General features: G+C 70.3%; 23 protein-coding genes and 2 pseudogenes. 6 read left to right on the top strand and 19 right to left on the bottom strand.

Annotation, left to right across the window (positions count from 1 at the left end; genetic code table 11):
* Nucleotides 1-44 precede the first annotated feature (44 nt).
* A complete protein-coding gene (locus tag RLT58_RS31575) occupies nucleotides 45-905 on the bottom strand; it encodes a universal stress protein (RefSeq protein ID WP_311313758.1) in 861 nt (286 codons plus the stop codon).
* Between the two features lie 213 nt (nucleotides 906-1,118).
* Between RLT58_RS31575 and RLT58_RS31570 the strand changes: the two genes are divergently transcribed.
* On the top strand, nucleotides 1,119-2,108 hold the full coding sequence (locus RLT58_RS31570; RefSeq protein ID WP_311313757.1) for an Acg family FMN-binding oxidoreductase: 990 nt from the start codon (nucleotides 1,119-1,121) through the stop codon (nucleotides 2,106-2,108).
* 179 nt (nucleotides 2,109-2,287) lie between these two features.
* Here the strand turns inward: RLT58_RS31570 and RLT58_RS31565 are convergent, their stop codons facing one another.
* Entirely contained in the window at nucleotides 2,288-3,187 is a 900-nt protein-coding gene (locus RLT58_RS31565; RefSeq protein WP_311313756.1) for a universal stress protein, read from the bottom strand.
* 315 nt (nucleotides 3,188-3,502) lie between these two features.
* On the opposite strand from RLT58_RS31565, the gene RLT58_RS31560 reads away from it, so the two are divergent.
* Nucleotides 3,503-4,750, top strand: a complete 1,248-nt coding sequence (locus RLT58_RS31560) for a DUF6357 family protein (RefSeq protein WP_311313755.1) — start codon at nucleotides 3,503-3,505, stop codon at nucleotides 4,748-4,750.
* Between the two features lie 14 nt (nucleotides 4,751-4,764).
* Here RLT58_RS31560 and RLT58_RS31555 read toward each other — a convergent pair.
* The 5 genes and pseudogenes from RLT58_RS31555 to RLT58_RS31535 form a co-directional block, all read right to left on the bottom strand.
* A pseudogene (locus RLT58_RS31555) lies at nucleotides 4,765-5,167 on the bottom strand (FKBP-type peptidyl-prolyl cis-trans isomerase).
* A 173-nt stretch (nucleotides 5,168-5,340) separates the two neighbouring features.
* A pseudogene (locus RLT58_RS31550) lies at nucleotides 5,341-6,544 on the bottom strand (IS3 family transposase).
* Between the two features lie 57 nt (nucleotides 6,545-6,601).
* Nucleotides 6,602-8,011 (bottom strand): AAA domain-containing protein, encoded by a 1,410-nt coding sequence (locus tag RLT58_RS31545; protein WP_311313754.1) that lies wholly within the window; start codon nucleotides 8,009-8,011, stop codon nucleotides 6,602-6,604.
* Nucleotides 8,012-8,210: 199 nt separating this feature from the next.
* A complete protein-coding gene (locus RLT58_RS31540) occupies nucleotides 8,211-8,540 on the bottom strand; it encodes a hypothetical protein (RefSeq protein ID WP_311313753.1) in 330 nt (109 codons plus the stop codon).
* A 27-nt stretch (nucleotides 8,541-8,567) separates the two neighbouring features.
* Entirely contained in the window at nucleotides 8,568-9,185 is a 618-nt protein-coding gene (locus RLT58_RS31535; RefSeq protein WP_311313752.1) for a TetR/AcrR family transcriptional regulator, read from the bottom strand.
* 83 nt (nucleotides 9,186-9,268) lie between these two features.
* Between RLT58_RS31535 and RLT58_RS31530 the strand changes: the two genes are divergently transcribed.
* Together RLT58_RS31530 and RLT58_RS31525 are read left to right on the top strand one after the other, a co-directional pair.
* A complete protein-coding gene (locus tag RLT58_RS31530; RefSeq protein WP_008747326.1) occupies nucleotides 9,269-10,000 on the top strand; it encodes an SDR family oxidoreductase in 732 nt (243 codons plus the stop codon).
* A gap of 188 nt (nucleotides 10,001-10,188) precedes the next feature.
* Nucleotides 10,189-11,292: an IS630 family transposase gene (locus RLT58_RS31525; RefSeq protein ID WP_311313751.1), complete on the top strand. Its 1,104-nt coding sequence runs from the start codon at nucleotides 10,189-10,191 to the stop codon at nucleotides 11,290-11,292.
* 963 nt (nucleotides 11,293-12,255) lie between these two features.
* On the opposite strand, the gene RLT58_RS31520 is transcribed toward RLT58_RS31525, so the two are convergent.
* The 5 genes from RLT58_RS31520 to RLT58_RS31500 all read right to left on the bottom strand — a co-directional run bounded on the left by RLT58_RS31520 (nucleotide 12,256) and on the right by RLT58_RS31500 (nucleotide 17,931).
* Nucleotides 12,256-14,505 (bottom strand): heavy metal translocating P-type ATPase, encoded by a 2,250-nt coding sequence (locus RLT58_RS31520; protein WP_311313750.1) that lies wholly within the window; start codon nucleotides 14,503-14,505, stop codon nucleotides 12,256-12,258.
* The gene (locus tag RLT58_RS31515; RefSeq protein ID WP_311314713.1) at nucleotides 14,498-14,905 is read right to left on the bottom strand and encodes an ArsR/SmtB family transcription factor; all 408 of its coding nucleotides are present in this window, start codon (nucleotides 14,903-14,905) and stop codon (nucleotides 14,498-14,500) included. The genes RLT58_RS31520 and RLT58_RS31515 overlap by 8 nt, the downstream gene beginning before the upstream one ends.
* 83 nt (nucleotides 14,906-14,988) lie before the next feature.
* Nucleotides 14,989-16,245: an MFS transporter gene (locus RLT58_RS31510; protein WP_311313749.1), complete on the bottom strand. Its 1,257-nt coding sequence runs from the start codon at nucleotides 16,243-16,245 to the stop codon at nucleotides 14,989-14,991.
* Nucleotides 16,242-17,375 carry a PLP-dependent cysteine synthase family protein gene (locus tag RLT58_RS31505; protein ID WP_311313748.1) on the bottom strand — a complete coding sequence of 378 codons (1,134 nt, stop codon included), beginning with the start codon at nucleotides 17,373-17,375 and terminating at the stop codon, nucleotides 16,242-16,244. Before RLT58_RS31505 ends, RLT58_RS31510 begins: the two co-directional genes overlap by 4 nt.
* Nucleotides 17,376-17,493: 118 nt before the next feature.
* Nucleotides 17,494-17,931 (bottom strand): hypothetical protein, encoded by a 438-nt coding sequence (locus RLT58_RS31500; protein ID WP_311313747.1) that lies wholly within the window; start codon nucleotides 17,929-17,931, stop codon nucleotides 17,494-17,496.
* Nucleotides 17,932-18,135: 204 nt separating this feature from the next.
* Here RLT58_RS31500 and RLT58_RS31495 point away from each other — a divergent pair, with 204 nt between their 5' ends.
* On the top strand, nucleotides 18,136-18,327 hold the full coding sequence (locus RLT58_RS31495; RefSeq protein ID WP_311313746.1) for a hypothetical protein: 192 nt from the start codon (nucleotides 18,136-18,138) through the stop codon (nucleotides 18,325-18,327).
* A gap of 99 nt (nucleotides 18,328-18,426) precedes the next feature.
* On the opposite strand, the gene RLT58_RS31490 is transcribed toward RLT58_RS31495, so the two are convergent.
* From RLT58_RS31490 to RLT58_RS31460, 7 genes are all read right to left on the bottom strand, one after another.
* Nucleotides 18,427-19,146 (bottom strand): DUF1775 domain-containing protein, encoded by a 720-nt coding sequence (locus RLT58_RS31490; protein ID WP_311313745.1) that lies wholly within the window; start codon nucleotides 19,144-19,146, stop codon nucleotides 18,427-18,429.
* Nucleotides 19,147-19,328: 182 nt separating this feature from the next.
* Entirely contained in the window at nucleotides 19,329-19,814 is a 486-nt protein-coding gene (locus RLT58_RS31485) for a DUF3093 domain-containing protein (protein WP_311313744.1), read from the bottom strand.
* A 41-nt stretch (nucleotides 19,815-19,855) separates the two neighbouring features.
* Nucleotides 19,856-20,380: a carbonic anhydrase gene (locus RLT58_RS31480; RefSeq protein ID WP_311313743.1), complete on the bottom strand. Its 525-nt coding sequence runs from the start codon at nucleotides 20,378-20,380 to the stop codon at nucleotides 19,856-19,858.
* Between the two features lie 13 nt (nucleotides 20,381-20,393).
* Nucleotides 20,394-21,062, bottom strand: a complete 669-nt coding sequence (locus RLT58_RS31475) for a DsbA family protein (RefSeq protein ID WP_311313742.1) — start codon at nucleotides 21,060-21,062, stop codon at nucleotides 20,394-20,396.
* Complete coding sequence (locus tag RLT58_RS31470; protein ID WP_311313741.1) at nucleotides 21,059-23,104, bottom strand: bifunctional copper resistance protein CopD/cytochrome c oxidase assembly protein; 2,046 nt, start codon at nucleotides 23,102-23,104, stop codon at nucleotides 21,059-21,061. The genes RLT58_RS31475 and RLT58_RS31470 overlap by 4 nt, the downstream gene beginning before the upstream one ends.
* On the bottom strand, nucleotides 23,094-23,696 hold the full coding sequence (locus RLT58_RS31465) for a copper resistance CopC family protein (protein WP_311313740.1): 603 nt from the start codon (nucleotides 23,694-23,696) through the stop codon (nucleotides 23,094-23,096). Before RLT58_RS31465 ends, RLT58_RS31470 begins: the two co-directional genes overlap by 11 nt.
* Nucleotides 23,697-23,790: 94 nt before the next feature.
* On the bottom strand, nucleotides 23,791-24,441 hold the full coding sequence (locus RLT58_RS31460; RefSeq protein ID WP_311313739.1) for a hypothetical protein: 651 nt from the start codon (nucleotides 24,439-24,441) through the stop codon (nucleotides 23,791-23,793).
* Between the two features lie 557 nt (nucleotides 24,442-24,998).
* On the opposite strand from RLT58_RS31460, the gene RLT58_RS31455 reads away from it, so the two are divergent.
* Complete coding sequence (locus tag RLT58_RS31455; RefSeq protein ID WP_311313738.1) at nucleotides 24,999-25,907, top strand: cation diffusion facilitator family transporter; 909 nt, start codon at nucleotides 24,999-25,001, stop codon at nucleotides 25,905-25,907.
* Nucleotide 25,908: the final 1 nt, after the last annotated feature.

Raw genomic sequence — 25,908 nt, 5'->3', positions numbered from 1 at the left:
GCCATGTGCCGGAAGTGCCCCGTACGGGCGCGGCGGCGCGCTCCTCACCGCATGGGGACCGTGATGACGGGGCAGTGCGCGCGGTGCAGCAGGCCGTGGACGACGGAGCCGAGGCGCATCCCGCTGTAACCGCCCTGCCCCCTGCGTCCCACCACCACGGCCAGTGCGTGTTCCGCCGCATCGGCGAGGACCTCGACGGGCGGTCCGGCCACCACCTCGTGTCGCAGCGGGACGTCGGGGTACTTCCCCGCCCAGCCGGCGACCGTCTCCGACAGGAGCCGGCGCTCGTCGTCGAGGTCCGGGTCCCTCCTGCGCCACGAGAACACCGGCGGCTGCCACACCGCGACCACACGCAGGGCGCAGCCGCGCAGGTCGGCCTCCTCGAAGGCCAGGGCCAGGGCGCCCTGCGCGGCCTCGCTCCCGTCGACCCCCACGACCAGGTACGACGGCTGCTGCGTGCTGTGCTCCGCGTCGGCGACGACGACCACCGGGCAGGACGCCTGAGCGGTGACGGGCACCGCCAACGACCCGGCGGACAGGAACTCCTCCGCACGGCTCAGATGCCGTGAGCCGAGCACCAGCATGCGCGCCCTCCTCGACAGGTGTGCCAGCGTCGGCCCCGGGCGCCCGCCGAGGAGCAGCGTCGTGGCGGCCACGTCGGGCCACCGGGCGTGCGCCCAGGCGACCGCCGCCGCCAGGACTTCCGCACCGGCCCGCTCCGATGCCATGTGGCGGGGTGCGTCGTCCACGTGCTGGGCGTCGTGCTGCGGCGGTACGACCAGGACGAGACGCAGGCCGAGACCGCGGCGGTGTGCCTCGTCCGTGGCCCAGGCAAGTGGCAGGTGCCAGTCCTTGACCGGGTCGATGCCGACGACGACGTCCTGGTCATCCATGGTGCTGCTCATGGTGTTCCCCTGTACGTCCGAAGGGCGGAGGGCTTGTTCCCAGCGTGTCACCGCACTGTGCGCCGGACGGGGGCCGCCCGGGGGTCGAGGGGGGACCGAACGGCCCCTCCTGTGCCCGGCCCCGCCGTCGCAGGCTGGTGGTGGGAGCGGCCCGGGACGACATGCCCGCCCGAGCCGTACCACGGCCAACACGCACGTGGAGAAGGACTGACGATGTCGACGACCGAGCAAGACACCGCGCTGGTCACAGCGCTGGTGGCGGACGCCGTGGCGGCGCCGTCCATGCACAACTCCCAGCCCTGGAAGTTCGTCCTGGCCGCCGGCTCGCAGGTGCTGGCCGTGTACGGCGACCCGGCCCGTACGCTGCCGGTCGGTGACCCCGACAACCGGGGTCTGCACCTGGGCTGCGGCGCGGCACTGTTCAACCTGCGGGTCGCGGCGGCGCATCACGGCTGGAGCGCCGTACCGGACCTGCTGCCCGATCCGCGGGACTCCTGGCACCTGGCCGATGTCCCGCTCCGGGAGCACGACTCCCAGGACAGTGAGCTCGCGGTGCTCCACCCGGCCGTGCGGCAGCGGCACACCAGCCGCTTCCCGTTCTCGGACGAGCGGATCCCGCCGGCGATACTCGACGGCCTCTGCGCGGCGGCCCTGCTGGAGGGCTGCCGGCTCACGGTGCCGGGGGCCTGGCACACGGACGCCGTCATGGAACTCGTCCACGACGCCGAGCTCTTCGAGACGGCCGACGAGGCGATGCGCGAGGAGATCGCGGCCTGGACGCGCAGGGGCCGTACGGGGCAGGGGCCGGACTCCGACGGCATCCCCGGCTACGCCCTCGGCCCCCGGCAGTCCGGCGTGAGCGCCCCCACGCGGGACTTCGACACCCCGCGCAGCATGCCGGACCGCCCGGCGGCCGCCTTCGAGGAGCGGCCGCAGATCGCGCTGGTCGGCACCGGCGGAGACACCCCGGCGGACTGGCTGCGCGCGGGGCAGGCGATGGAGCGCGTGCTGTTGCAGGCCACCCTGGACGGGCTCTCGGCCTCGCTGATGTCTCAGCCTCTCGAATGGCCCGAACTCCGGTCGTTCGCCCGCGACCCCGCCTCGTCCACCGGCTTCGTGCACATGCTGCTCAGGCTCGGCTACGGCCCCCGGGGCTCGGCCACCCCGCGCAGGCCGGTCGACGAGGTCCTGACGATCAGGTGACCACGCACGGCGCCCCCTGTCCGCCTGTCCCCCTGTCCGCCTGTCCGCCTGTCCGCCTGTCCGCCTGTCCGCCTGTCCGCGCGGAACGTACGGATCGAACTCACCGCGCCGGGCACAGGCTAACGTCGCGCCGGGCACAGGCTGACGTCGTCCTCACCACCGACGTGACGCCCGTGACGTCACCGCGTAGTCCGCGCGTAGTCCGGGGGAATGATCTCGACGGGGCACTGCCCGTGGTGCAGCAGCGCGTGGCTGACGCGCCCCAGCGACGGCCCGGCCCGGAACATCCGGTGCCTGCTGCCCATGATCAGCAGGTCCGCGCCGGCGGTGGCGCGGACGAGGACGCCGGGGACGCTGGTGCCCGTCTCGACGTGGTGGGTGACGGTGAGTCCCGGGCAGCGGTCCCGGACGTGCTCGGCCATCGCGGCCACCTCGTGCACCCGCTGTTCGGCGATCGAGCCGACGTTGTCGAGCATGGTGGTGACACTGCCGACATGGGCGAGCACGTTGCACACGCTCAGCAGGTGCAACGACGCCTTGCGGAGCTGTGCCTCGGCGGCCGCGACCGCCAGCCAGTCCAGGTCGGAGGCACCGCGGACGGCCGCCGTGATCACACCCGTCCCGGCCCGTTCGGCCTCTCCGCGCACGATGACCACCGGCACCTTGGTCCGCGCCGCCACCCCCAGCCCGACGGACCCGAGCAGCAGCGCACCGAAGCCGCCCAGGCCCCGGCTGCCCACCACGACGGTGCCCCGGCGGCCGGCCGCCGCGTACAACCCGGCGACCGGCTCCTGCCGGCTGAGTTCCTTCGTCACGGTCAGCCCGGGAAAGCGCTCCGTCACGGCGTCGGCCGTGCCGGTCAGCAGGTCGCGCGCCGTCTCCCGCAGTGCCTGGAGGGTGTCCCCGGACGACAGGATGGCGCGGCGGTCGGTGTCCGCGGCGTGCACGATGTGAAGCGCCCGCCCACGGCGGTCGGCCTCGGCGGCCGCCCACAGCGCGGCGGCGCGGGCCTGCGGGGACGCGTCGACGCCGACGACCACGGCACCCAGTTCCGGAGGGCCGGAAGAATCGCTGGTCATGGCTCCTCCTCGGGAGTCGCCCACGGGCCGGAAGCGGCCCGAAGCCTGCCCGTCCACGGTCGCACCGGACGGCGCTCCACGAGGAGGGGCCCTTCGGTCCCGATCGAGACCTGTCGGCCCTCCCGGGACCGCAGCCGCCCGGACGAGGCTGGACCCGGGCTCCCCTCGGAACCTCTGACGACAAGGAGGCCCGGTCATGACACGGGCCCTGCGTCCGCACGGTCAAGGCCGGGGGGAGAGAACTCGCTCGTCTCGACCGGTCCCGCTCGTCCCGGCCGTTCCCGCTCGTCCCGGCCGGTGGGGAAGACTGAGCCCATGACAGACATCGTGTTCACGCGCCGGAGCGGCTGGATCCCGAACGTGATCCGCGAGGACGGTGAGCTGAAGCTGATGCTCGGCGCCGGGGCCGACGCCAACCATGAACCCCGCACGTTCACGTTCCCGATCACGGAGGCCCATCTTGCGGTGATCCGGGAGGATCTGCCCCGGCACCTGCTGCTGTGGAGCGCGGTCCTTCCGCTCTGCGACGCCGCCGGAACCCGGGGCCGGCTCGACGAGAACGCCGCCGTCGCGCTCCTGGACCCCATCCTTCTCTCCGCACCGGCGGACGTCGACGCGCTCTTCCGACGCATCCGGTGGGACAGGGGCCAGCTCATCGCCCACGGAGCCGACATCGGCCTGCTCGACCGAGGTCAGGTCTGCGCGGCGATGCGCGGGGCGACAGAGACGTCCGACGGGCAACGAGCGCAGAAGTACCACGCGGACCGCCGTCGCGCCGAGCGCGGAACAGTCCTCGGTCCACTCGACGCCGCGATCCTGAGGTACACGGGCCAGTATCTGCACGGTTCGACGGTGCCGAAGCGGCTGCCCGATGCCGTCGACCCCGCGCTGCTGCCCGAGGTCTTGCGTGTGATCGCCACCGCGGAGCAGGCGTGCGCCGGGATACGGATCGGGCGCGATCCGCGACGGGGAAAGCGCGCCACGGACAAGCGCGACTGGGACCGGATGGAGGCGACGGTCGACGCGGCCCTGCGCCGCGCGCACCCTGAGCTCGTCGATGACGCGGTGCGTACGGTGAGCTTCCTGATGTGCTCGGAGGCCGCGCACCGCTCCAGGAACGCGCCCGTGGACGACGGCCAGGAGGAGGCCGCCGGCGAGGGTGCGCGTAAGAGGACCCTGGCGTTCACCGACGACAAGGGCGCCGAGGCCAAGTGGCTCCCGGACAGCCCCCGCACCGCCGCCGCGGAGTTCTGGGAGTTCGTCGGCGACCGGTCCGCCCCGGACAACGAAGTCTTCACCATCGAGGACGAGGATCTGGGCGAAGGGATCCAGCTCCACTTCTACGCGGACTCCGTCGCCCGGATCACGACGGTGCGCGAGGGTGAAGGCGGGTCGGATCCGGAGTACCGGGTCGAGTACAGCCTGGTCGACGGGATCAGCGGCTACCGGGATCTGGTGGGCACCTTCGTCCGGGGCGGCTGCGCCGCGCTCGGACGGTACGGGCCCTGGATGTCGGACACCGCCGAGTTCGAGCGCGCACGCCGACGGCGCGACGGCAAGTAGTCGGGCCGAGCAGATCAGGCCGGGCCGCGTCCCGGCGGGCCGCCGACCACTGTGAGCAGGTCCACGACGAAGATCAGCGTCGAGCCGGGCGGGATCAACGAAGAGGGTGACTGCCTGCCGTAGCCGAGACGCGGAGGAACGATGATCTCGCGCCGGCCGCCGGCCTTCATTCCCCTGATCCCGGTCCAGGCCCTTGACGGCCTTGCCACCGCCCACGGCGAACTTGAACGGCCGGTCCTGCTCCCAGGAGGAGTCGAACTCCCTCCCGGACGCGAACGTGACCCCCGCATAGTGAACCTGGACCACCCTGCCCGGCTGCGCCTCGGGTCCGTCCCCCACCACGAGGTCACGGATCGTCAGCTCGGTGGGCGGATCACCCTCCGGGACCTCGATCCCGGGCTTCGCCGGTTCACTCATCACAGTCTCCTTCGTCGACCAGCAGGAATCCCCTAGCCGAGGAAGCTCAACCGCACCTGCCGATCCGCATTGTCCACGTTCGTGTCCACCAAACTCCGTTAAGACAACCTCAGGCTATCGGGTCGCCAACGTGTCTCCGGCCAGGGGCCTTGACCCCGAATTCTGGACACGGGTTATGCGGCTTGTGCCAGCGTAGTTGGTGTGTGGCGGAGGGCGTTTTCGAAGGTGATCGGTGGTCGTTGTCCGAGGCGGGAGTGTCGGCGTCGGGTGTTGTAGCGGTGGAGCCATCGGAAGGCGTCGAGTCGGGCCTCGCGCTCGGTCGGCCAGCTCTTTCGTCCTTGCAGGGTCTCGCGTTTGAAGGTCGCGTTGAAGGACTCGGCGAGTGCGTTGTCCGCGCTGGACCCGACCGCGCTCATACTTCGCCGCACCCCTGCTGACCTGCAGGCTTCGGCGAAACTCCTGCTCGTGTACTGGGCTCCGTGGTCGGTGTGCATGATCGATCCGGCAAGGCTGCCGCGGGTGCGGATCGCCGCGGCCAGGGCGTCGGTGACGAGATCCGCGCGCATGTGGTCGGCGATCGCCCAGCCGACGAGACGGCGCGATGCGAGGTCGATGACGGTCGCCAGGTAGCAGAACTTCCCGCCGGCGACGGGCAGGTAGGTGATGTCACCGACGTACTTCGTGTTCGGCTTGTCCGCGGTGAAGTCGCGGCCGATCAGGTCCGGGGCCTTGGCCGCGGCCGGGTCAGAGACGGTGGTGCGGTGCCGGCGCCGCAACCGGATCCCTTGATCCCGGACGCCCGCATGATCCTGGCGACGCGCTTGTGGTTGACCGCGACACCGTTCTCCTCGCGGAGCTCGGCGGTGATCCTCGGGGCTCCGTAGGTGCCGTCCGATTCCTGGTGCACCGCCCGTATCCGGGCTGCCAGGCGGGCGTCGGCCACCTGCCGGGCGGCCCGGTCAGCGGCTGTCCGTTGCCAGTAGTAGAAGCTCGAGCGGCTGACGCCGAGGATCCTGCAGAGCCGCTTCACGCCGTGACGGCGCTGGAGGTCGGCGACACACTGGAAGCGGTTCACCAGCGCGTCTCCCCGGCGAAATACTTCGCCGCCTTCCGCAGGATCTCCCGTTCCTCCTCCAGCTCGCGGACCTTCTTTCGCAAGGCGGCGTTCTCCGCCTCCAGCGGTACCGGCGGCTGGGCCGGTTCTTGCGTCCGTCGTCCTCGGGGACGGCTCACCCCGGCTGCCCTCACCCAGTTCCGCAGGGTCTCCGGGTTGATCCCCAGATCGGCCGCGACCGACCTGATCGTCGCTTCCGGCCGCGACTCGTACAGCGCGACCGCGTCCGCCTTGAACTCCGGCGGGTAGTTCTTCATGACCACGAGATGTCCGTTCTCAGATCCTCAGGATCCAGTGTCTCGTGTGTCCAGGATCAGGGGTCAAGGCCCGTCCTCAAGCGCGCGAGTGGGCCAGCTCTTCTCTTGCCACGCTGCAGGGTCCGCGGACATCCCCATGTTTTGAAGGGCCTGCTGGGCTTGCTCCAGTAGGCCTTCCGTCACCGCAAGCTCCACATCACCGTGTTCGGCCAGGGCCTGGGCGAGTGGCGTTGCGGGCTCCGATCCGAGGGCTGTGTTAGCTGCATCTATGTCCCTGATGCGTCCTGAGACCTCTTCGGGTTCTGGCAAGGTGCCTGGATCGGGGCAGTACTGAATGTGAGCATCGAGGATCTCTGGGCCGTGCTGGGTCACCAGCAGCCATAGCCGCTGAGCCTCGTCAGTATCCAATGGTGGCAGTTGCCCTGGTTGTGCGGGCAGCGGCGGCAGCCACTGGTAGTCAGCATTGCCCCGTTCGGCCGTCTGCACAATCTCGTCGAGGCGGCCGCGGTATCCCGGTGCGATCTCGGGGTGCTCATACCACTCCACTTCCCGTACCGCTCTCAGACTTTCTCGCAGCTTGGCCTGTTCAGCCAAAAGTTGGCGCCGCTGAGCCTGCTGGGTCTCGATGTGCTGCTGAAGCCGCTCAGTGTTCGTGGTCGCGCTCAGGTGGGCCAGCGCTCCGAGCGACTGGCGCAGATCGGAGCTGCCGCCCTGCCACTGATCGCGCTGGAGCACGCACATGCTGCGCAGTTTGGGCGGTAGTTGATCGATCAGTACCTTGAGAGCTTGTCCCTTTTCGCTGGTGACCAAGACTCTCTTGCCATCCGCGAGAAGCGCCGCGATGAGATTGCTGATCGTGTGGGTCTTTCCGGTGCCTGGCGGGCCTTGGACCACCACGCTGGTGTCGTGCTGCAGTCTGTCCAGCACGTCCAGCTGGGCCGCGTTGGTGAGCATGGGGAATAGCGGTTCCGGGCCCAGTGCCGGAGGGACAGGACCCTTACTACTCCCCCAGGCGGTGCGTTGCTCGGGTTCGAGGTCGTACAGCAGCTGCGCCAGCCCCAAAGGCGCCTGCGCTCCGGGACGCTTCAAGACTCGCGCGATACTTTCGAAGAAACCGAGTACCGAGCGCTGGCCATGTTCGCGCAGGATGATCGCCGGCGCATGGTGTAGTGACCGTGCCTGGGGGTCGGCGGTGAGGTCAGGGTGCCCGCTGCCGGAGTCGAACGGAAGTGTTCGCTCGACACCGAAGGCACGCTGGGCCCATGAGCGCACGGCCTCAGACGCCCGGTCTGACAAGGGGTGGAAGGCGGCTTCCTCCACCTCAGAACGTACGACCCCCAGTAGTTCCGAGGTGTAGCCATCGGACTCGCTGAGAAACTCGGTATCCTCCAGGCGACCTGACTGACCCGGCACCAGAGACACCGTGACGTTGACTGAATTCGGATCAACCGTAAGGGTGACAGGGACCGTCACAATGTGCCTGCGTACCCGAGCCGAAGCTCGCTCGGCTCCTACTTGCAGGAGGCCTATGGCCAGGACGGTTTCGAAGGAGTCACCGTCCTGTTGGATCTTCTTGGCAATCCGATACAGCTGCTGGTGCAGACGGCGGTGCGACGCAGCCGCTAGTGCAGCGCGTCGCAGGTCCTTTGCCGGTTGAGTGCGCGGGGTCTGGCTACACGTGGTAGTCGGCAAGGTGGACGAGGGCGGCGGCGTCGAAGGCTGCCGTCGGGCTGCCGGTGCGCAAGACCGCGTCGGTGTAGGCGGCGGTGGCACTCAAGTACATAGCGAAGCCCCAGGCGTTGTCGTCACCGAGGTATTCGATGCGGCACAGCGGGATGCGCACGTCCTCGCCCTCTTTCTCGACGATCGCCGTGAGGTAGCCGAACGAACCACGCCACCGGGTGTCAACCTCGGCCAAGGCGGGCCAGCTTCGCAGCTGGAAGGCGTGGTGGTCGACGGTGTCGTCGACCTCTTCCTTGAGGCGTTTAGGCGGAACCGGCATGGCGATCACCCAAGCTCCGGCTGGTGCTCACGTCACGTTGCCGCGCAGCAGCGCCGTCGCCGCGCGCGTGGCGCGGGTGGCGACGTCCTCGGGGGAGAGACGGGAGAGCGTCAGGAAGTTCTCCGTGTCCAGGGTGACGTAGCCGTGGGCTAGGACGAAGAGCTGTTCGAGTAGGAGCAGTGCTTGGGAAGGGTCGGCGTGGCCCGCCTGCCGGGCGAGGTCGAGCAGCAGCGCCATCAGGCCCCGGCCAGCCCGGGCCACGTCGGCGTCGCGCAGCGGCCTCAGCTCCCGGGCGAAGATCACGTCGAGACCGGCGCCGCGGTCGGACACGTGGCGCACGTATGCCCCCGCGGTGGCCGCGAGCCGGTCGATCGGGTCGGGGCCAGCCGCCTGCGCGGCGGCCTCGATGGACCGGGTCAGCTCGTCGGCGGCCTGTGCCGCGACGACGGCGAGTAGCGCGTCACGGTGGGGAAAGTGACGATACGGGGCGGCCGTGCTCACTCCGAGCCTGCGGGCGAGTTCGGCGACGGAGAAGCCGGCCATCCCCGTCTCGGAGAGCAGCACGAAGCTCTCAGCGATCAGTGCCGAGCGGAGCTGCCCCCGGGCAGGGCGCTGACTCCCCGCTCCACTTGCTGCGTCAGTCACTCGACCCACTTCCTTGACCATAAGTAAGAGACCACTTACTTTATAAGTGATAGCCCTCTTACTTCTAGCATTGGAGGCCGAGCATGACAGGGATCGACGGCAAGGTGGTGGCCATTACGGGCGCGGGCAGCGGGATCGGCGAGGCGAGCGCGCTGCTCCTCGCGTCGCGCGGCGCGAAGCTCGTCCTCGGAGCGCGTCGGAGCGACCGGCTGGAAGCGCTCGTCGCCCGCATCGAGGCCGATGGCGGCACGGCCGTCTGGAAGACGACGGACGTGCGTCGCCGAGGAGACCTCGCGGACCTGGTGGCGTACGCCTGCGGGCACTATGGCGCGCTGGATGTCCTCGTCAGCAACGCCGGGATCGGTCCCATCTCGCCGTTCGACGAGCTGCGCGTCGAGGACTGGGACCAGATGATCGACGTCAACTTCCGCGGCGTGCTGCACGGGATCGCGGCAGCGCTCCCCGTGTTCCGCAAGCAGGGCAGGGGGCAGTTCGTCAACGTCGTCTCGACCGCCGGGCTGCGCATCGTGCCGAACCAGGCTGTCTACGCGGCGACGAAGAACGCGGTCCGCACCGTCTCCGAGGGACTGCGCCAGGAGGCCGGGCCCGACCTGCGGGTCACCATGGTCTCGCCCGGCTACGTCGGGACGGAATTCGCCGACTCGATCACCAGCCCCACCGTCAAGTCGCAGATCCAGGCGGTCGACTTCTCCCTCTCCCCCGACGACATCGCCCGCGCTGTCGCCTTCGCGATCGAGCAGCCGTCGAACGTCGACGTCGGCGACATCGTCGTCCGCCCCACGGCACAGAGCTGACGCCTCACGGGCTCTGCGGGCGAACTCGTCGATGCCCAGGTGTGTTTCCTCTGGAGGGACGGGCCTGACCGGGGATGTCACGGCTTCGCCCACCTGTCCGGCATGGAGCAAAGCGTCAGAAGGCTGTCCGCTATTGATGATCACCCAGCTTCCGGTTGGTGCTCACTCCAAAGGAAACGCACCCCTTCGTGGCCCATCCACCCGCACCGCCGTTGCCGCTTTCCCGCAAGCAGGACCGCAAGGTGCGCAGGCTCGTGGCCGCTGCCGGGGCCGGGCAGGCAGTGGCGCGGCGCGCACGGATCGTACTGCTGGCCGCCGCGGGCCGGCCCACCACCGCCATCGCCGCCGAGCTCGGATGCAGTGTGCCTACCGTGCGCACCTGGCGCGAACGCTTCCGCCGCCGTGGAGTGGCGGGCCTGTTCGACCGACCGCGCAGCGGGCGCCCCGAACAGCATGGTCCCAGCGCGCGCCTGGCCGTGGTGGCCACCGCTACCAGCGTGCCGCCCGAGGGAGCCACGCTATGGACCCGCGCCACCATCGCCGCCCACCTGGCCGAACGCGGCCTGGTGCTCTCGCCCTCCACGGTCGGCCGGGTCCTAGCCGAGGCGAAGGTGCGCCCGCACAGGGTCCGCGGCTGGCTCAACCGGGCCGACGACGATGCGTTCTGGGCCCAGGCCGGCGCGGTGTGCCACCTCTACCTGGACATCCCACCCGGCACGCTGCTGGTCAGCGTGGATGAGAAGACCGGCATCCAGGCCAAATCCCGCCGCTACCCCACCCGGCGCACCCGCCCCGGACAGGCCGAGCGGCGCGAGTTCGAGTACCGCCGGCACGGCACCGTCTCCATTGTCGCCGCCATGGACGTGGCCACCGGCCAGGTCCTGGCCGAGCGCATCGAGCGCAACGACTCGGCCACCTTCATCGCCTTCCTGCGGCGATTGCACCGGCTGACCGACCCGGCCCTGCGCCTCCACCTGATCATGGACAACGGCTCCTCGCATACCTCCCGGGCCACCCGCGCCTGGCTCGCAGCCCACCCGCGAATCACCGTCACCCACACGCCCAAACACGCCAGTTGGTTGAACATGGTCGAGCAGTGGTTCGGCATCCTGACCCGCCGCCTACTCCGCCGCGGCGACTTCACCTCCCGCAAGGACCTCGAAGCCCAGATCACCGCCTTCACGATCCGACACAACCGCACCGCCCGCCCCTACCAGTGGCGCTACGACGCCGACGCCGACCACGCCCGCTACCTCCAGACCGCCCCAGCGGAGTACACCAAGGCCGCATGATCCTCACCCACCGTCACCAGGCGACCACCAGCAACCGGCAAAGGACCTGCGACGCGCTGCACTAGCTCTTCCCGCGCCCATCGCTTCCATCGGCCGACCCAGCCCTCGTAAACCTTACGCACATCTGAGCTGCCGACATCCAATGCCTTCGGATCATCGGCCTCGTCAGTGAAGGGGTCTGTCCGTTCACTGAACATTGCCGTGTCGTCGAGCAGCTCGGGAGGCTCTGCGGCAGCGGTCGCTGCGGCCTCGACTGATACGCGTCCCTGCAAAACTGCTGGCAGCCGGGGCGCGTCCAGGGGTGGACGGTGCTTCACGACCATGATGCGGGAGTCGGCGTCCTTTACGGGCCGGACGAGTCCCTCTGGAACATCTGCAAGCCACACCGTTTCGGGGTACTTGCTGCAGTTCCTGACAGGCCGGTAAGCACCTCGCACCAGCTCCTGCAGGCAGTCGACCAACACGCGCGTGTCACGGACAGCCTTGGGATCGCTGCCGTCGCGTACTGCCGGGCGTACCATCACATCCCCCAAACGCCCGCCACCGTGGCAAGCCTTCCAGGGTCCATGAGCGGTACGAGTTAGGCAACGTGGCAGACCTCAGCTACGGCGTCTTTCAGACAGGCATCGGATCATTGCCCGCCCCGATCGGCCACCCCTGAGGTAGCAGGCGGGCAGCTACTTCAGGAGCACCGCCGAGCACGAACGCGAGAAGACTCACCCCGGCCCCCAAGGTCATCTCTTCTCCGGCTCCGGGCCCGTACCCGCATCCGTCCGCAGCTTCAGCACTGGCAAGTTCGCCCACTTCGCCCGCATCGCCATTCCTGTGTCATACGTGACCAACTGCGCTGACCCGGCCGCGATCGTGTGCACGGCGAGGTAACCGTCCAGTGAGGACGTGCCGAAGGCATCGCCGTCACCGGGCCACGAAGCCCGGCGACGGCAACTGGCTCGGGTGGGGTACTCAGGTCGAGCAGCAGCCGCAGGAACCCGCTGGGGACGAGGTGCTGGCGCGGTCAGGTTCGCCGTGCGGTGCCCTCGGTACGAGGCGGCCCTGCTGGGCGGGGGCCTTGTCCGTCGAAGACCCGGCTATGACCAACGGCAGCAGGTGGGCGGGCGTTGTGGGTTCGGCGTGCCCAGTCCCCCGCTCGGACCGTTGCGTAATGAGCAAGTCGTTCCGGCTGTCGGCCGATACCGGCGCGGGAGCCGCTGTGCCGCAGCATCCATCTGCGCATCCGCTGGGCGCCGTCGGCTGCGGCAGGACGGTCGCGGGGCGGTCCGGAGCTGTAGCGCGGACGGGTTGGTGGTGGGGCAGGCCGGTCTTGCGTCCGGCGCGGATGCCGTTGGCGATGACGAGGACTTCGGCGAGTTCGTGGGTGGCGACCACGGCGGCGAGGCCGAGGACGCCGATGCCGGCGAGGGGGACGAGGGTGAGGAGGATGACCCCGGAGAGGATGAGGTTCTGGGTGAAGACGGCGCGGGCGGCGCGGGTGTGGGCGATGGCGTCGGGCAGGCGGCGCAGGTCTTCGCCCATGAGGGCGATGTCGGCGGCTTCGACGGCGACATCGCTGCCCATGGCGCCCATGGCGATACCGGCGTGGGCGGTGGCGAGGGCGGGGGCGTCGTTGATGCCGTCGCCGACCATAGCGACTGGTCCGCGTGCGGAGAGTTCGGTGACGATGCGGGCCTTGTCCTCGGGGAGGAGTTCGGCGCGTACGTCGGTGATGCCCGCGCGCGCGGCGATGGCGTGGGCGGTCCGGGTGTTGTCGCCGGTGAGCATGACGACCTGGATGCCCTGCTGCTTCAGGCGGGCGACGGCTTCGGCGGCCTCGGGGCGGATCTCGTCGCGTACGGCGACCGCGCCGAGGACGGTGCCGTCGTGTTCGACGAGGACGACGGTGGCCCCGTCGCCCTGGAGACGGGCGACCTCGTCCGCGAGGGTGCCGGGGTAGATGAATCCGGGCTTGCCCAGGCGGGCGGGGGTTCCCTCGACGGTGCCGGTCAGGCCGTTGCCGGGGACGGCCTCGACATCCTGGGCTGACGGGTGGGCGAGGGTGTCGGCGGCGGTGAGGATCGCTGCCGCGAGGGGGTGTTCGCTGCGTGCTTCGAGCGCGGCTGCGATGCCGAGGACCTGGTCGCGGCCGGCGCCTGGGGCGGTGACGACATCGATGACGGCGGGACGATTACGGGTGAGGGTGCCGGTCTTGTCGATGGCGACGACGCGTACGGCGCCGAGTGCCTCGACGGCGGCGCCGCCCTTGATGAGGACGCCGGCCTTGGAGGCCGCGCCGACGGCGGCGACCACGGCGATGGGGACGGACAGGGCGAAGGCGCACGGTGCGGCGGCGACCAGGACGACCAGGGCGCGCTCGATCCAGATGCCGGGGTCGCCGAAGAGGCTGCCCAGGGTAGCGATCAGGGCGGCGAGGATGAGGACGCCGGGGACCAAGGGGCGGGCGAAGCGGGCGGCGAGGCGCTGGCTGTTGCCTTTGCGTTCCTGGGCGTCCTGGACGATGTGGACCAGGCGCGCCAGGGAGTTGTCCTCGGCGGTCGCGGTGACGGCCACTTCCAGGACGCCCGCGCCGTTGATGGTTCCGGCGAAGACGTCGCTGCCGGGGCCGACCTCGCTGGGGACGGACTCTCCGGTCACCACGGAGGTGTCCAGGGCGCTGCGTCCGGTGCGGATGGTGCCGTCGGTGGGGATCTTCTCGCCGGGCCGCACGATCAGGATGTCGCCGACGACGAGGTCGGCGGGTTCCACCTGTTGCTCGGTGGTGCCGCGCAGGACCGTGGCGTTGGGCGGGACGAGGTCCAGCAGGGCGCGCAGCCCGTGCCGGGTGCGGGCCAGCGCGTAGCCTTCGAGGCCCTCGGCGACGGAGAACAGGAACGCCAGGGTCGCGGCCTCGCCGTACTCGCCGAGTGCGACGGCTCCGCCTGCGGCGATGGTCATCAGCAGTCCGACGCCGAGCCGGCCGCGCAGAAGGGCCCGCAGGGCGCCGGGGACGAAGGTGGCCGCGCCGACGGCGAGCGCGGCGAGCATCAGGGGCGTCGAGAAGGTGTCGGGGACCAGAAGCGACAGGCCCAGAAGCACACCGGATGCGGTGGCGGCCTGCAGTTCGCGGACCTGCCAGACGCGGGAGGGCGGCTCGGGGACGGCCGCGCCCGGGGAAGCGGCCGTGGAGGCGGTGCCGGTGCCGCGGCATTCCTCAGCCATGGCGGGCCTCCACGCCGTCTATGTGCCCGGGCGCGGTGCCGTCGGCGCAGCAGGCACCGTCCGGATCACATGCCTGGTCGGGCCCGCCCTGATGGTCGACGAGCAGGACGAGGGCGGCCAGCTCGGCGAGGGCATGGGCCAGCTTGGGGTCGGCCAGTTCGTAGCGCACCCGCCGCCCGTCGGGGACGGGCTTGACCAGCCCACAGCCGCGCAGGCAGGACAGATGGTTCGAGACGTTTCCGCGGGTCAGACCCAGGCGTTCGGCGAGGTCCGAGGGGTAGGCGGGGGCTTCGAGCAAGGCCAGCAGCAGCCTGCGCCGTGACTCGTCCGCCAGCGCCGTGCCCACCCGGGCCAGCGCGCCGGCGTCCACAGCCACGGCCAGGCTCCTGTCGTGTCGCATCTCCACAGAAGCGACGTTACAGCCGAAGCTGAATTAAGCATAGGCTGAATCTTGTGGACGTCACGCTTGGATGCGCGTGTTTTTCAGCCGATCGCGTGGGCCGCCCGGGGGGCGAGTCGTCCGCTGCGGGCCAGCGCGGTGACCGACACCGCGCACGCGAAGCCCGTCGCGACCAGCGCCCCCCACGTCAGCCAGGCCATCCGGTGGCTCTGCGCGAAGTCCCACAGGGCCCCGGTCGCCAGATTGCCCAGGGTGATGCCCAGGCCGGAGACGGTGTTGTACAGCCCGTAGTGGGTGGCGACCAGCCGGTTGCCGCACAGGGCGACCACGGTGTCCATCTCGAACGGGTAGACGATCGCGCCGCCGACGGCGAGGAGCACCACCGCGCTCACAAGCGCGATCAGGACCAGAGAGGGAAGGTCGCGTGGAGTGAGCGCGAGCGGGACGAAGGCCAGGCCCATGCAGGACAGTCCGACGGCAAGGGCCTGGTGCGGGCTCCAGCGGCTCTTCGCCCAGGACGTCAGGTGCAGTTGTCCGGCGACCGCTACGGCGGCGGAAATGACGAACAGACCGCTGGTGGCCTTGGTGGCGTTCGCCCCCAGGGAGTCCGCCGCCGCCAAGGGGAGGGCGAGGTAGACCTGGAAGGTCAGCACGTAGGAGCCGATCATGGCTCCGGAGAACAGCAGGAACGGGCGGTTCGCCAGCACCGATCGCCATTGCCCGAAGACACTCCCGGCCGGTTCGGGGGCGCCGTCCGTGCTCGCGCCCCGCCGGTCGGGCAGAGCGCGCCACTGCAGCACGGTGAGTACGGCGAAGATGGCGGCGGCGACCGTGCACACGGCTTGGAAGTCGGCGGCGAGCAGGGCAAGGCCCACCAGAGGGCCCAGGAACATGCCGGCCTGGTAGTAGACGTTGAAGGTGGCGAAGGCGTCGACCCTGCGGTCCCCTGCTTCGACGGCCAGGTAGGCGCGTACGGCCGGATTGAACAGCGCGCCGGCGAAGCCGGTGGCCGCGGATGCGGCGATCAGTGCGGGCAGGTTGTCGACCCAGCCGAGCAGTCCGAACCCGGCGGTGCGCAGCAGGCAGCCGGCCATGATGGGCGCCTTGTAGCCGAACCGGTCGGCGATGGTCCCGCCGATGAGGAACATGCCCTGCTGGGAGAAGTTGCGCACGCCCAGGACCAGTCCGACGGCCCAGGCGGCCAGCCCGAGCGGCCCGGCGAGATGGGCGGCCAGGTAGGGCATGAGCATGTAGAAGGCGAGATTGATGGCGAACTGGTTGGCCATCAGCAGCCTGGTGGGGGCGGAGAAGGAGCGGGTCTGCTCCCACACGGCCTTCATCGGGCGGCCTCGGCGAGCAGCCGCGCGTCAAGCGCGAGGGGGTCGGTGATGTGGGTGCACCGGGTCCAGCGCGAGACGACACGGTCCTCGGGCCGGTCGATCTCGTCGGGGGCATCGGCGGGCAGGTGATCCAGGAGGCCGTGCTCGCGGCAGTAGGTGTCGTCGAAGACGGTGTCGATGTAGCGCTGCGGGCCGTCGGGGAACACGGTCAGGATCCGGTTCTCGGGCGGCAGGGTCCGGGCCAGCCAGCGGGAGGCGAGAGCGACGGCGCCGACGCTCCAGCCGCCGGTGGCGTAATGGTCGCGGGCCAGCCGCCGCGCCGCCCATACCGCTTCGGGGGCGGCTACCCAGTGGACCTCGTCGAACAAGTCGTAGTCGACGTTGCGCGGGTAGATGCTGCTGCCCAGACCGCGCATCAGCCGCGTGGACGCGGGCTGACCGAAGATCGTCGATCCGGTGGTATCCACGCCCACCACCCGCAACCGCGGGAAGTAGCCGCGCAGCACGGAGGCGATTCCGGCGGAGTGACCACCGGTGCCGACGGAGACGACCAGGGTGTCGATCCGGCCGAGCTGGGCGACGAGTTCGTGGGCGAGGGGGGCGTAGGCGGCGACGTTGTCGGGGTTGTTGTACTGGTCGGGGCACCAGGCGTCGGGCTGCGCGGCGAGGAGTTCTTCGACGCGTCGGCGGCGGGCCTCCTGCCAGCCGCCGACCGGGTGCGGTGTTTCGACGAGCTCCACTTCGGCGCCGAAGGTGGTGAGCATCCCCGTCATGAACGGCTCCATCCCGGGGTCCGTGACGACGGTGACCGGGTGGCCGTACGCGACTCCGGCGAGGGCCAGCCCCAGACCGAGGGTGCCGGAGGTGGACTCGACGATCCTCGCTCCGGGCAGCAACTGCCCGCGCTGCCGGGCGGCCAGCACCATGTGCAGGGCGGTGCGGTCCTTGATGCCACCGGGGTTGTGGCCCTCCAGTTTGGCCCAGAAGCCGCGGCCGGGCGCGGTGAAGGGGTCCCCGATCCACAGGACGGGGGTGTCGCCAACCAGTCCGGCCGGCGTGTGCGTCGGGCGTTTGGTGTCGGCGAGGAGCCCGGCCGGTGCGGGAGGTGAGGTGCGGGTGCTCTGGTTCATGGCGTGCTTCTCCTGCGGCCGACGCCGGTTGGCGGCAGGCCGCTGTGCAGGTGTGCGGAACGGGTTACCGTGGCGCCGCAGCAGGCAACAGCCCTCGCTGCAACGACTCACGGACCGATCACATCCGCCATACACCCAGACAGGCACGCTTCTGCAGCGCGGGCAGATCCGCAGCACAGGTAGGTAGCGGTGGCCGATGCCACCCGCAGTCGACACCGCTGCCCGACGGCACGCCGGGCAGCTCGTCGCACACGGCCGCGTCGGCCTGCTGCACGGCGCGCTGCACCTGCACGCCCGGCTCGTCCCCGCCCACACACTCCCGGCCCTCGCCCTCACCGGGCTGCGGTACCTGCCCGGCGGGATACGTCAGCGGTGGCGGAGGCTCGTCACACGAAGGAACGGAGAGTGCGGCGATGCTGTCGGCCCGCTCCCCGCCGGTGAGAACGGGACCGTGCGCGCAGGCCAGCACGTGGACCAGGATGGCGAGCAGCACAGCGAGGACCGCCTCGGGCCACATGCCCAGGCGGCCGGCGCGGCGTCCAGCCCCCATCCTCATAGGCACAGAATGTAGTCGACCAAGCACATAAAGTGTGCGTATGGAGGCGGGTTGCACGCCTGCCGATCCAGCCACCGGACACACCCAAGGGCCCTCTGGGCGGCGCTGGGTGGCGTGAAATCCCCCCGCCCTGCATTCCTCAGATCGAGTGAACCAGGGCGGGGAGTGCCTCCTTCGTAGTGCATTCCGACGCTGATCATCGTGATGGCCCTGTGGAAGTGTCTCCCGGCCCGAGCACAGCTGCTGCCCGGTCCGCTGGCCGCCGTGGCCGCCGCGACGCTCATCACCATGGCGTCGGGCCCGCCCGTCGGCCGAGTCGAGGTCGGCGGGCTGCTCCAGCCGTGCAACCCCTGCAACTCACTGATGTCGGGCAGCTGGCCTCCGTCGGCTTCGTGAGCTCGCCTACGTAGAACAGGGCCCTGGGGGGGCGGCCCTCGGTAGCGCCCCCACAGGGCTGTCCGTTCACTCTGTCCGGGTCCCCGGCCGGAGCCGGATTCAGCTCTGCGGGGTCCCCGACCGGCGCTTCAGCGCCCACCTCACGCCACCTGCCGCTGCCAGCAGAGCGATGACGATTCCGGCGATGAGTAGCCCCGTACTCCCCCCGCTCTCTTCGTCCTTGTCGGCGGCCTCGGGCGCGGGAGCGGCCGGTGACTCGGAAGTGGTGGCCGGATCGGGTGCGGGAGTATCGCTGGCGCTCGGACTGGGAGCGAGGGGGCTCGCTCCGGGGGCCGCCGCTTCCAACTCCAGCATCGGTGCGGGCTGTTGCGGCCTGTCGTCTCCCTTGGGGATTTCGATCCACCGGGAGATCTTGCCGTCGCTGTACGTCTCGATCGTCTTGAAGGCCAGTTCTTCGGCGTCGGGAAGTTGGCGCACCTTCACGGTGAAGACAGCGTTCGTACCGACGGCGACCGCCGGTCCGCCGACGGTGAAGTCGTCGGAGCCGGCCTTCAGCTTCCACCCCTTGGGCTGCCCTTGCAGGGTGACGCCGGCGGGATCGATGCCGTCGGGAAGGACGACGCGCATCTCGGTGATGCCCGCGCTGTCCGACTCGGCCTCGGCCTCGAAGGTGAGGCTCACGTTCTGGGCGAGCGCCTGCGGGGTTTCGGACTTGACCTCCACGTGCGCGAGAGCGGGCGCCGCCGAGACGAACAGGACTGTCAGCGCGAGAGCACCCGTGGCACTGATCCGGCGAGCGGCGCAGGAGGACGGGAACATGTTGGGCTCCTCGGTGAGAGAGAAGTGGGAAGAAAGGTGACGCGGTGATGGTGATCGGTGCGATGGAGATACCTGGACGGGCTCGGAGTTCCCCTCCGGGATCCGGCCGTCGCGGGACAGCGTTGCCGCTCGGGCAGGTAGGCGCTGTGGGCCCGCACCTGCTTCGGCCTCCGGTACGTCTGTCACTCCTCGTCTCCCGGCGCCTCGGTCCGGGTGGCCCTCCGGATTGCCGCGGCGAGCTGCTCGGGGGAGCGGGTGGAGATGTAGAGGTAGGGAGTGGGGTCGTCCGGGTCCAGGACATCGACGCGGACGGCGCCGCTGATGTAGCTGCGCATGACGAGGAAGGCCCGGGTGTCGGCCTTGTAGGTGCGCCAGGCTCGGGCCTCCTCCCCCACCAGGGCCTCGGGTTCGCCCAGGGCGTTCAGTGGGAGGCGGGCATCGCCCACGACGAGGAGCGTCGGGGTGACCCGGATACGCATCGATCCCTGGGACGAGGCGAAGCTCGTGGCCAGGCCGCCGCCGGCTGCGAAGGCGATGAGGGCGGCGGTCAGTCCGTACGGGAAGAAGACCAGGGCCATGGCCAGGCCGAAGGCGAAGACGATGACCCACCAGGCGCGGGGGACAGCGAGACGTTCGTCGTAAGCGAATGGGTTGTTGTCCGCAGCCACGGGGGTCACCTTGTCGTATACGGCGGGAGTACGGGGGGCGTTCACAGCGGCAGGAACGTGCTGGCACGCGGGTCGTAGCGGGCGGTGGTGCCCGCGTCGATGTCGTAGAACCAGGCGTGCATACGCAGGGTCCGGTCGCTCAGCCGGGCTTGGACACACGGGTACGCGCTGAGGGCGTCGAACTGCATGAGGGTGTGCCAGTGTCCTGCGGCCAGGTGGAAGGGTGCTGCTTCGGAGTCGGGGTGAAGAGCGTCGATGACCCCGCAGCGGGAGTGGCCGCACACGATGATGTCGGTGACGCACAGGACGTCGACCGCGTGCTCGATGGTCTGGGCCTCGCTGGTCGGCTCGTGTTCCGTGTAGGGGGAGATTCTCCCGCCGTAGGTGCGCAGTTCGTACAGGTCGCCGGGGCGGCTGCCGGTGATCAGGGCGGGCACCACGTGGGCGTCGGAGCAGGCGATGAACATGGCCTGTGGTGTGGCGCCGGTGGTGTGCGGGCCGAGGTTCACGCCGTGTGCGGCGGCGCGGGCGGGGAAGGTACGGGCTTCGTCTATCAGGGGTTGCATGCCGGCCTCCGGGTCAGTCTGCGAGACGGTCGTCGATGAGCTTCTTGAACGCGTCGTACGAGGCCGGGTTCTGGATCTTGGTGCCGTCGACGACGAAGGTCGGGGTGCCCTGCACACCGAGACCCAGGCCGTCGCGCTGGTCGACCTTGACGCGCTCGGCGGTGGCCGGGTCGGCGAGGTCCGTGTCGAACTTCTTCATGTCGAGGCCGAGTTCCCTCGCGTAGCCGCGGAAGACGCTCTCCTTGCTCTCCTGCGACTCACCCCATTCCTTCTGAGTGGTGAAGAGCTTGCTGTACATCTCCTCGAACTTGCCCTGCTGGGCTGCGGCTTCGGCAGTACGGGCGGCGAGTTCGCCATTGCGGTGGCCGGGCATGGGGAAGTACCGGGCGACGAAGGTGACCCGGTCGCCGTACTCCTCGCGGAGCTTCTCGACGGCCGGGTAGTACGCGCCGCAGGCTTCGCACTCGAAGTCCAGGAACTCGACGAGGGTCAGCTCGCTGCGTTCGGGCCAGCTGAGGCGGTGGCTGGTGTCCCGTACGGGCAGGGCCTGCGCGGCGGGCTGGATGTTCGCCGCGCTGTCGGAGGGGGTGTCGGGGCGCAGCAGGAGGTAGGAGCCGAGGGCCGCCGCGAAACAGGCGACCAGGACGGCGGCGATGATCAGGTGCTTGGTGATCTTCTTCATGATGGCCTCTTGAGGGTTTCGCGGGGAACGGGGCGCCGGTCGCGGGCGTGGAGGCCGGCGAGGTAGGCGTTGTAGGCGGCCAGGGGGTCACCGGCGTCACCGCGGTCGATCTGCCGGTCGATGCGCCGGGCCTCTCGCCGGTCGGAGCGGACCCACTGGATCGCCAGGATGATCGTGGTGATCAGGACGGGGATGTCTCCGGTGGCCCAGGCGATGGCTCCGGCGTCGTACTGGTCCTCCAGCGCGTCGGTGACCCAGGGGCGGTCGAGCCGGGACCACCAGCCGGCGCCGATGAGGGTCGTGGAGCTCATCAGGGAGATGCTGAACCAGGAGTGGAACGGCATGGTCAGGATGAGGGTGAACAGGCGGCCCAGGTGCGGTGGGCGGCGCGGTCCGGGATCGATGCCGATGATCACCCAGAAGAACAGCAGCCCCACCACGAGGAAGTGCACCAGCATGACCATGTGGCCGAGGTGGGTGCTCATCAGCGTCTCGAACAGTGAGGTGTAGTAGACGGCGAAGGCGCTGCCGATGAACAGCACGCTCGCCACCACCGGGTGGGAGATGACGCGTACGTAGCGGCTGTGGAGCAGGGCGATCAGCATCTCGCGCGGCCCGGCTGCAGAGCCCTTGGGCGCGGCGGGCAGCGCGCGGAGCGCGAGGGTGGCGGGAGCGCCCAGCACGAGCAGGATCGGCACGCTCATCGCGAGGATCATGTGCTGGCCCATATGGACGCTGAACAGCACCTTCCCGTACACCGCCAGGCCGCTCATCGTCGCGAGCACGGTCACCGCCAGGCCCATGAACCACGCGATGGTCCGCCCGACCGGCCAGCGGTCCCCCCGCGCGTGCAGCTTGCGGACACCCGCCACGTACAGCAGTGCGGCGGTCGCCGTACCGAAGGCGAACAGCGGGTCGAAGTGCCACTGGGTGAACAGCGGCGTCCAGGGGAAGTCGCCCAGCGCCGGAGGCATGGCGAAGCCCAGCAGTTCCTCCGCCGGGGAGAGCGCCGCGTCCTGCACCCCGGGAGCGGGGGTGCGGGACAGTCCGACCGCGAGCCCCATCGCCGCTGCCATGATCAGCAGTTCACCGGCGGCGAGGCGGACGAAGCCCCGCCGGCTCCCTGCTTCCAGCGACACCGTGGTGTGTTTGCGGTGCCACCATCCGGCGACTCCCAGGAGCAGGAGGGCCATGGTCTTGGTCAGGAGGAGCAGCCCGTACCGGCTGGTGAACACCTCGCCGGGCGAGGGCAGCCGTACGGCGGCGTTGACCAGGCCGCTGGCCCCGACCGCGAGGAGGGACCATCCGGCCAGCGGGCTGAACCGCCGCACCGCGTCCTTCGTCTGTTCCTCTCGCCGGAAGGCGGCCACCAGGACGAAGAGCAGGCCGCCGACCCAGACGGCGACGCCGACCAGATGCAGGGCCAGGCTGATCACGGCGGCATCGTGATTGCTCGCGGCCGAGGAGTGGCCGGTGAACGCGGGCGGAAGCAGTCCCGCGACCGCGAGCAGGAGAGCGGCACGGGCCCAGCGGGCGGTGCCGAGCCCCAGGCACACCGTGGCGACCGTTCCGGCGGCCGCTGCGGACAGTGCGAAGGAGCGGCCCTGCGGGTCGGTAATGACGTAGTCCGCCACGACGTCAGGGACGAGAACCGTTCCCAGCGGCTGCGCGAAGAGATCGGAGAGGGTGAAGACCAAGGTGGCCGCGGACGCCATCGTCCACACCGCGGCCGCAACTGCAGCCCAGTTCAAGAACCGCAGCTGGTCCTCCCCCAGTCGCCGGCCGCCCGGCAGCAGGACCACCACCATGATCAGGGCGCCGATGGTGGCCACCGCGGCGACGTCCGCGAGCGTGCGCACCACCGGCAACCCCCAGGTGGTCACCGCCCCCGGGCCCTCGATCCCCGGCACGGACGACTCGGTTCCGCCGCCCGCCCACACGGCGGCCACCGCGGCGATCACCGCACCTGCCGCGGCGACGGCCAGGAGGAGTGGCAGCCGGGAGAAGATCCTCGGCCCGGTCACCGCGCCGTCAGTCGTCACGGCTGACCCGCTTGCGCCGGAGCACGATGTAGCTGGCCGCTCCGGCCGCCAGCAGCACTCCGGCTGCGGTGACAGCAGCGGTGCTCAGGCCCGGCGAGCCGCCGCTGTCCGAGGCCGCCGGGGCGCCCGCGGCCGGAGTCGGCGGCGTCGACGGGAGGGTCGGCGTTTCGGACGTCGACGCCGTCGGGCTCGGGGACACCTTCTGCGTCTGAACAGTGAAGGTGTAGGAGCCGGAGACGGGGTGGCCGTCGGCGGACACGACCCGGTAGCCGACGCTGTACTCCCCTGCGGGTGCCTGCGGGTCGAGAGCGATCATGACGCGCTTGCCGTCGACCCGAGGCGTGCCCCGGCCGACGGACTGCTTGTCCGGGCCGGTGACAGCGACCTTGGCGTACTTCTGATCCATCGGGTCGCTGAAGGTCAGTGTCACGCTCTCCGGCACTCCGGCGAGCGACGCTTTGGCCACGGGGGTGCTGCTGTCGAGATCCGTGTGTGCCGCAGCCACGGGAGCGCCCACGGCGAGGATGCCGAGGGCGGCGGGTACGACGAGGGCGCGTGCCGCAGAGCGGGCACGCCCATAGGTGTGGTGCATGGGTGGAGGGGACTTCCTGTGCAGCCTGCGGCCTCAGCCGCAGGGATACGCGCGGACCGGCGCACGCCGGTCGTCCCCTGCACCGGTATGTCTGTCAGGACAAGGCAGGATGGCCGACCGGCATCAGCCGGGAACGGACGAGGAGACCACCTGCACGCGGAGGTGCCCGGCCGGAGCGCAGTCGTACAAGGACGGCTGGCTTCAGCAGCGTCTCGGTCGTCCGGAGCTCGTCCTGCGGGCCGTTGCCGCGCACGACGAGGAGAGGCCAGACGAACGACAGCAGGCGCAGCACCACGTCCAGCAGCGGCTTGCTCCGCCACAGCATCTGCTCGGTCACGCCCAGCACCCGGGCGGCCACCATCATGGTGATCACATGGCCGGAGATCAGGGAACCCGCAGGCAGTTGCAGTGTTGCGCCGTGCTCCACCCACGACGGGAGGATCGAGGCGGTGTCCGCTCCGGCTGCTGTCCGGCACATCCCGGGCAACGCGTACGTCGCGTGGTGGGCGACCTGCGCCGCGACCAGCACCCCGAGCAGTTGCCCGTCGGTGAGCCTGCGCCGGGTCAGGAACACTGCCCCCGGCACGGCTACGAGCCCCGCCATGGCCACGACGACCCACTGCGGGGTGTGCCCCAAGGTCAGTACATGTCCGGCCATCGGCAGCAGGACGCACAGCACCGCAAGAACCGCAGCACGCGCACCACGCAGCACACCGGAGGCCGGCGAGGCGGTACGAGGCAACATCAGCGGTCGCATGAGCGGATTTCCGAACGTCACGAAGCGGGGAGACAGCTCTGGCGAGGAGAAGGCTACCCGGAGCGGAGCGCCTGCCCCCCTATCGGGTGTTCTCGTGTCCGTCCCGCGCGCGGTGTCCGCCACCCGGTACGTGGAGGACGGCGGATCTCCGGTTCGGCGTACACCGCCCCGGCTCCGGGCCCCCGCCCGCCAAGTCCCTCGACGGGCAACACGAGACCCCGCTCCATCGCGGCGGCAGCCCTGGCCCGCGCACGGTCGACAGCACAGAACATCCGGCTGGAGCTGGTGGGGTGAGCCGATGCGCCACCGGCCCGCAAGACGCCCGACGCGAGGACCCACGTACCAGCACGCAGCGTCTGCACGCGCTCACGGCGCCTGAACCCATGGGCCCTCCTTCCCCGGGTCCCCGAGACGGGAACGAAACAAAACATGCAGGTCAGAGGCTTGTTATCGGATATGACAACGGACACCGATGCAGGCTTTGCAGGCCCGGCCATACCCGTGTTCTCCTGCGGTCAACAGCACCGGCATCTAGGGGGACGGTCATGGGTCACAACCACAACCACGGAGCGGGATCGCACGCGGGAGGCCGGCACCGGTGGCGGCTCGCCGTGTCGTTCGCTCTCGTCGGCTCGTACTTCTTCGTCGAACTGGCCTACGGGCTGATCTCCGGGTCCCTGGCCTTGCTCTCCGACGCCGGCCACATGGCCGCCGATGTCGTGGCGCTGGGCGCGGCCCTGGTGGCCACCCGGATCGCCACCCGCCCGGACACCACAGGTCGCCGCACCTACGGCTCCTACCGAGCAGAAGTCTTCGCCTCTCTGTTGTCGGTGCTGCTGATGATGGGCGTCGCGGTCTACGTCGTCTTCGAGGCGGTACGCCGGATCGGGGCAACGGCCGAGGTGTCCTCCGGGCCGATGCTCGTGGTCGGGGCCATCGGCCTGGCCGTCAACGTGGTGGCTCTGCTCCTGCTCCGCGCCGGCGCCTCGGAGAGCCTGAACGTCAAGGGCGCCTACCTCGAAGTGGTCGCCGACACCGCCGGCTCTGTCGGTGTGATCGCGGCGGGATGGCTGGTGGCCGCGACCGGGCAGGCGGTCTGGGACACCGTGATCGCACTCGCCATCGGGCTGTTCGTCGCCGTCCGCGCGGTCGCTCTGGGCCGGGAGGTCTTCGCGGTCCTCGGCCAGCACGCTCCGTCGGGAATGGACCCGGTCGCCGTGTCCGGGGAGCTGGCGGACCTCGACGGCGTGGACCAGGTGCACGACCTGCACCTGTGGACGCTGACGTCGGGCATGAACGTCGCCACCGCCCACCTGGTCACCGCCGACCGGGCTGACGGCCACAGCGTCCCGGACGAAGCACGCGACCTGCTCCGCGACCGGTACGGCGTCGCCCACGCGACCCTGCAAGTGGAACCGGCCAGTCACACGGGCTGCGACCGCGTCGGCTGGTAGC

Source organism: Streptomyces sp. ITFR-16, assembly GCF_031844705.1.
In the GTDB taxonomy this organism is placed as follows: domain Bacteria; phylum Actinomycetota; class Actinomycetes; order Streptomycetales; family Streptomycetaceae; genus Streptomyces.
The sequence above is the reverse complement of the archived record's forward strand: the minus strand, read 5'-3'. Positions and strand labels throughout refer to the sequence as shown.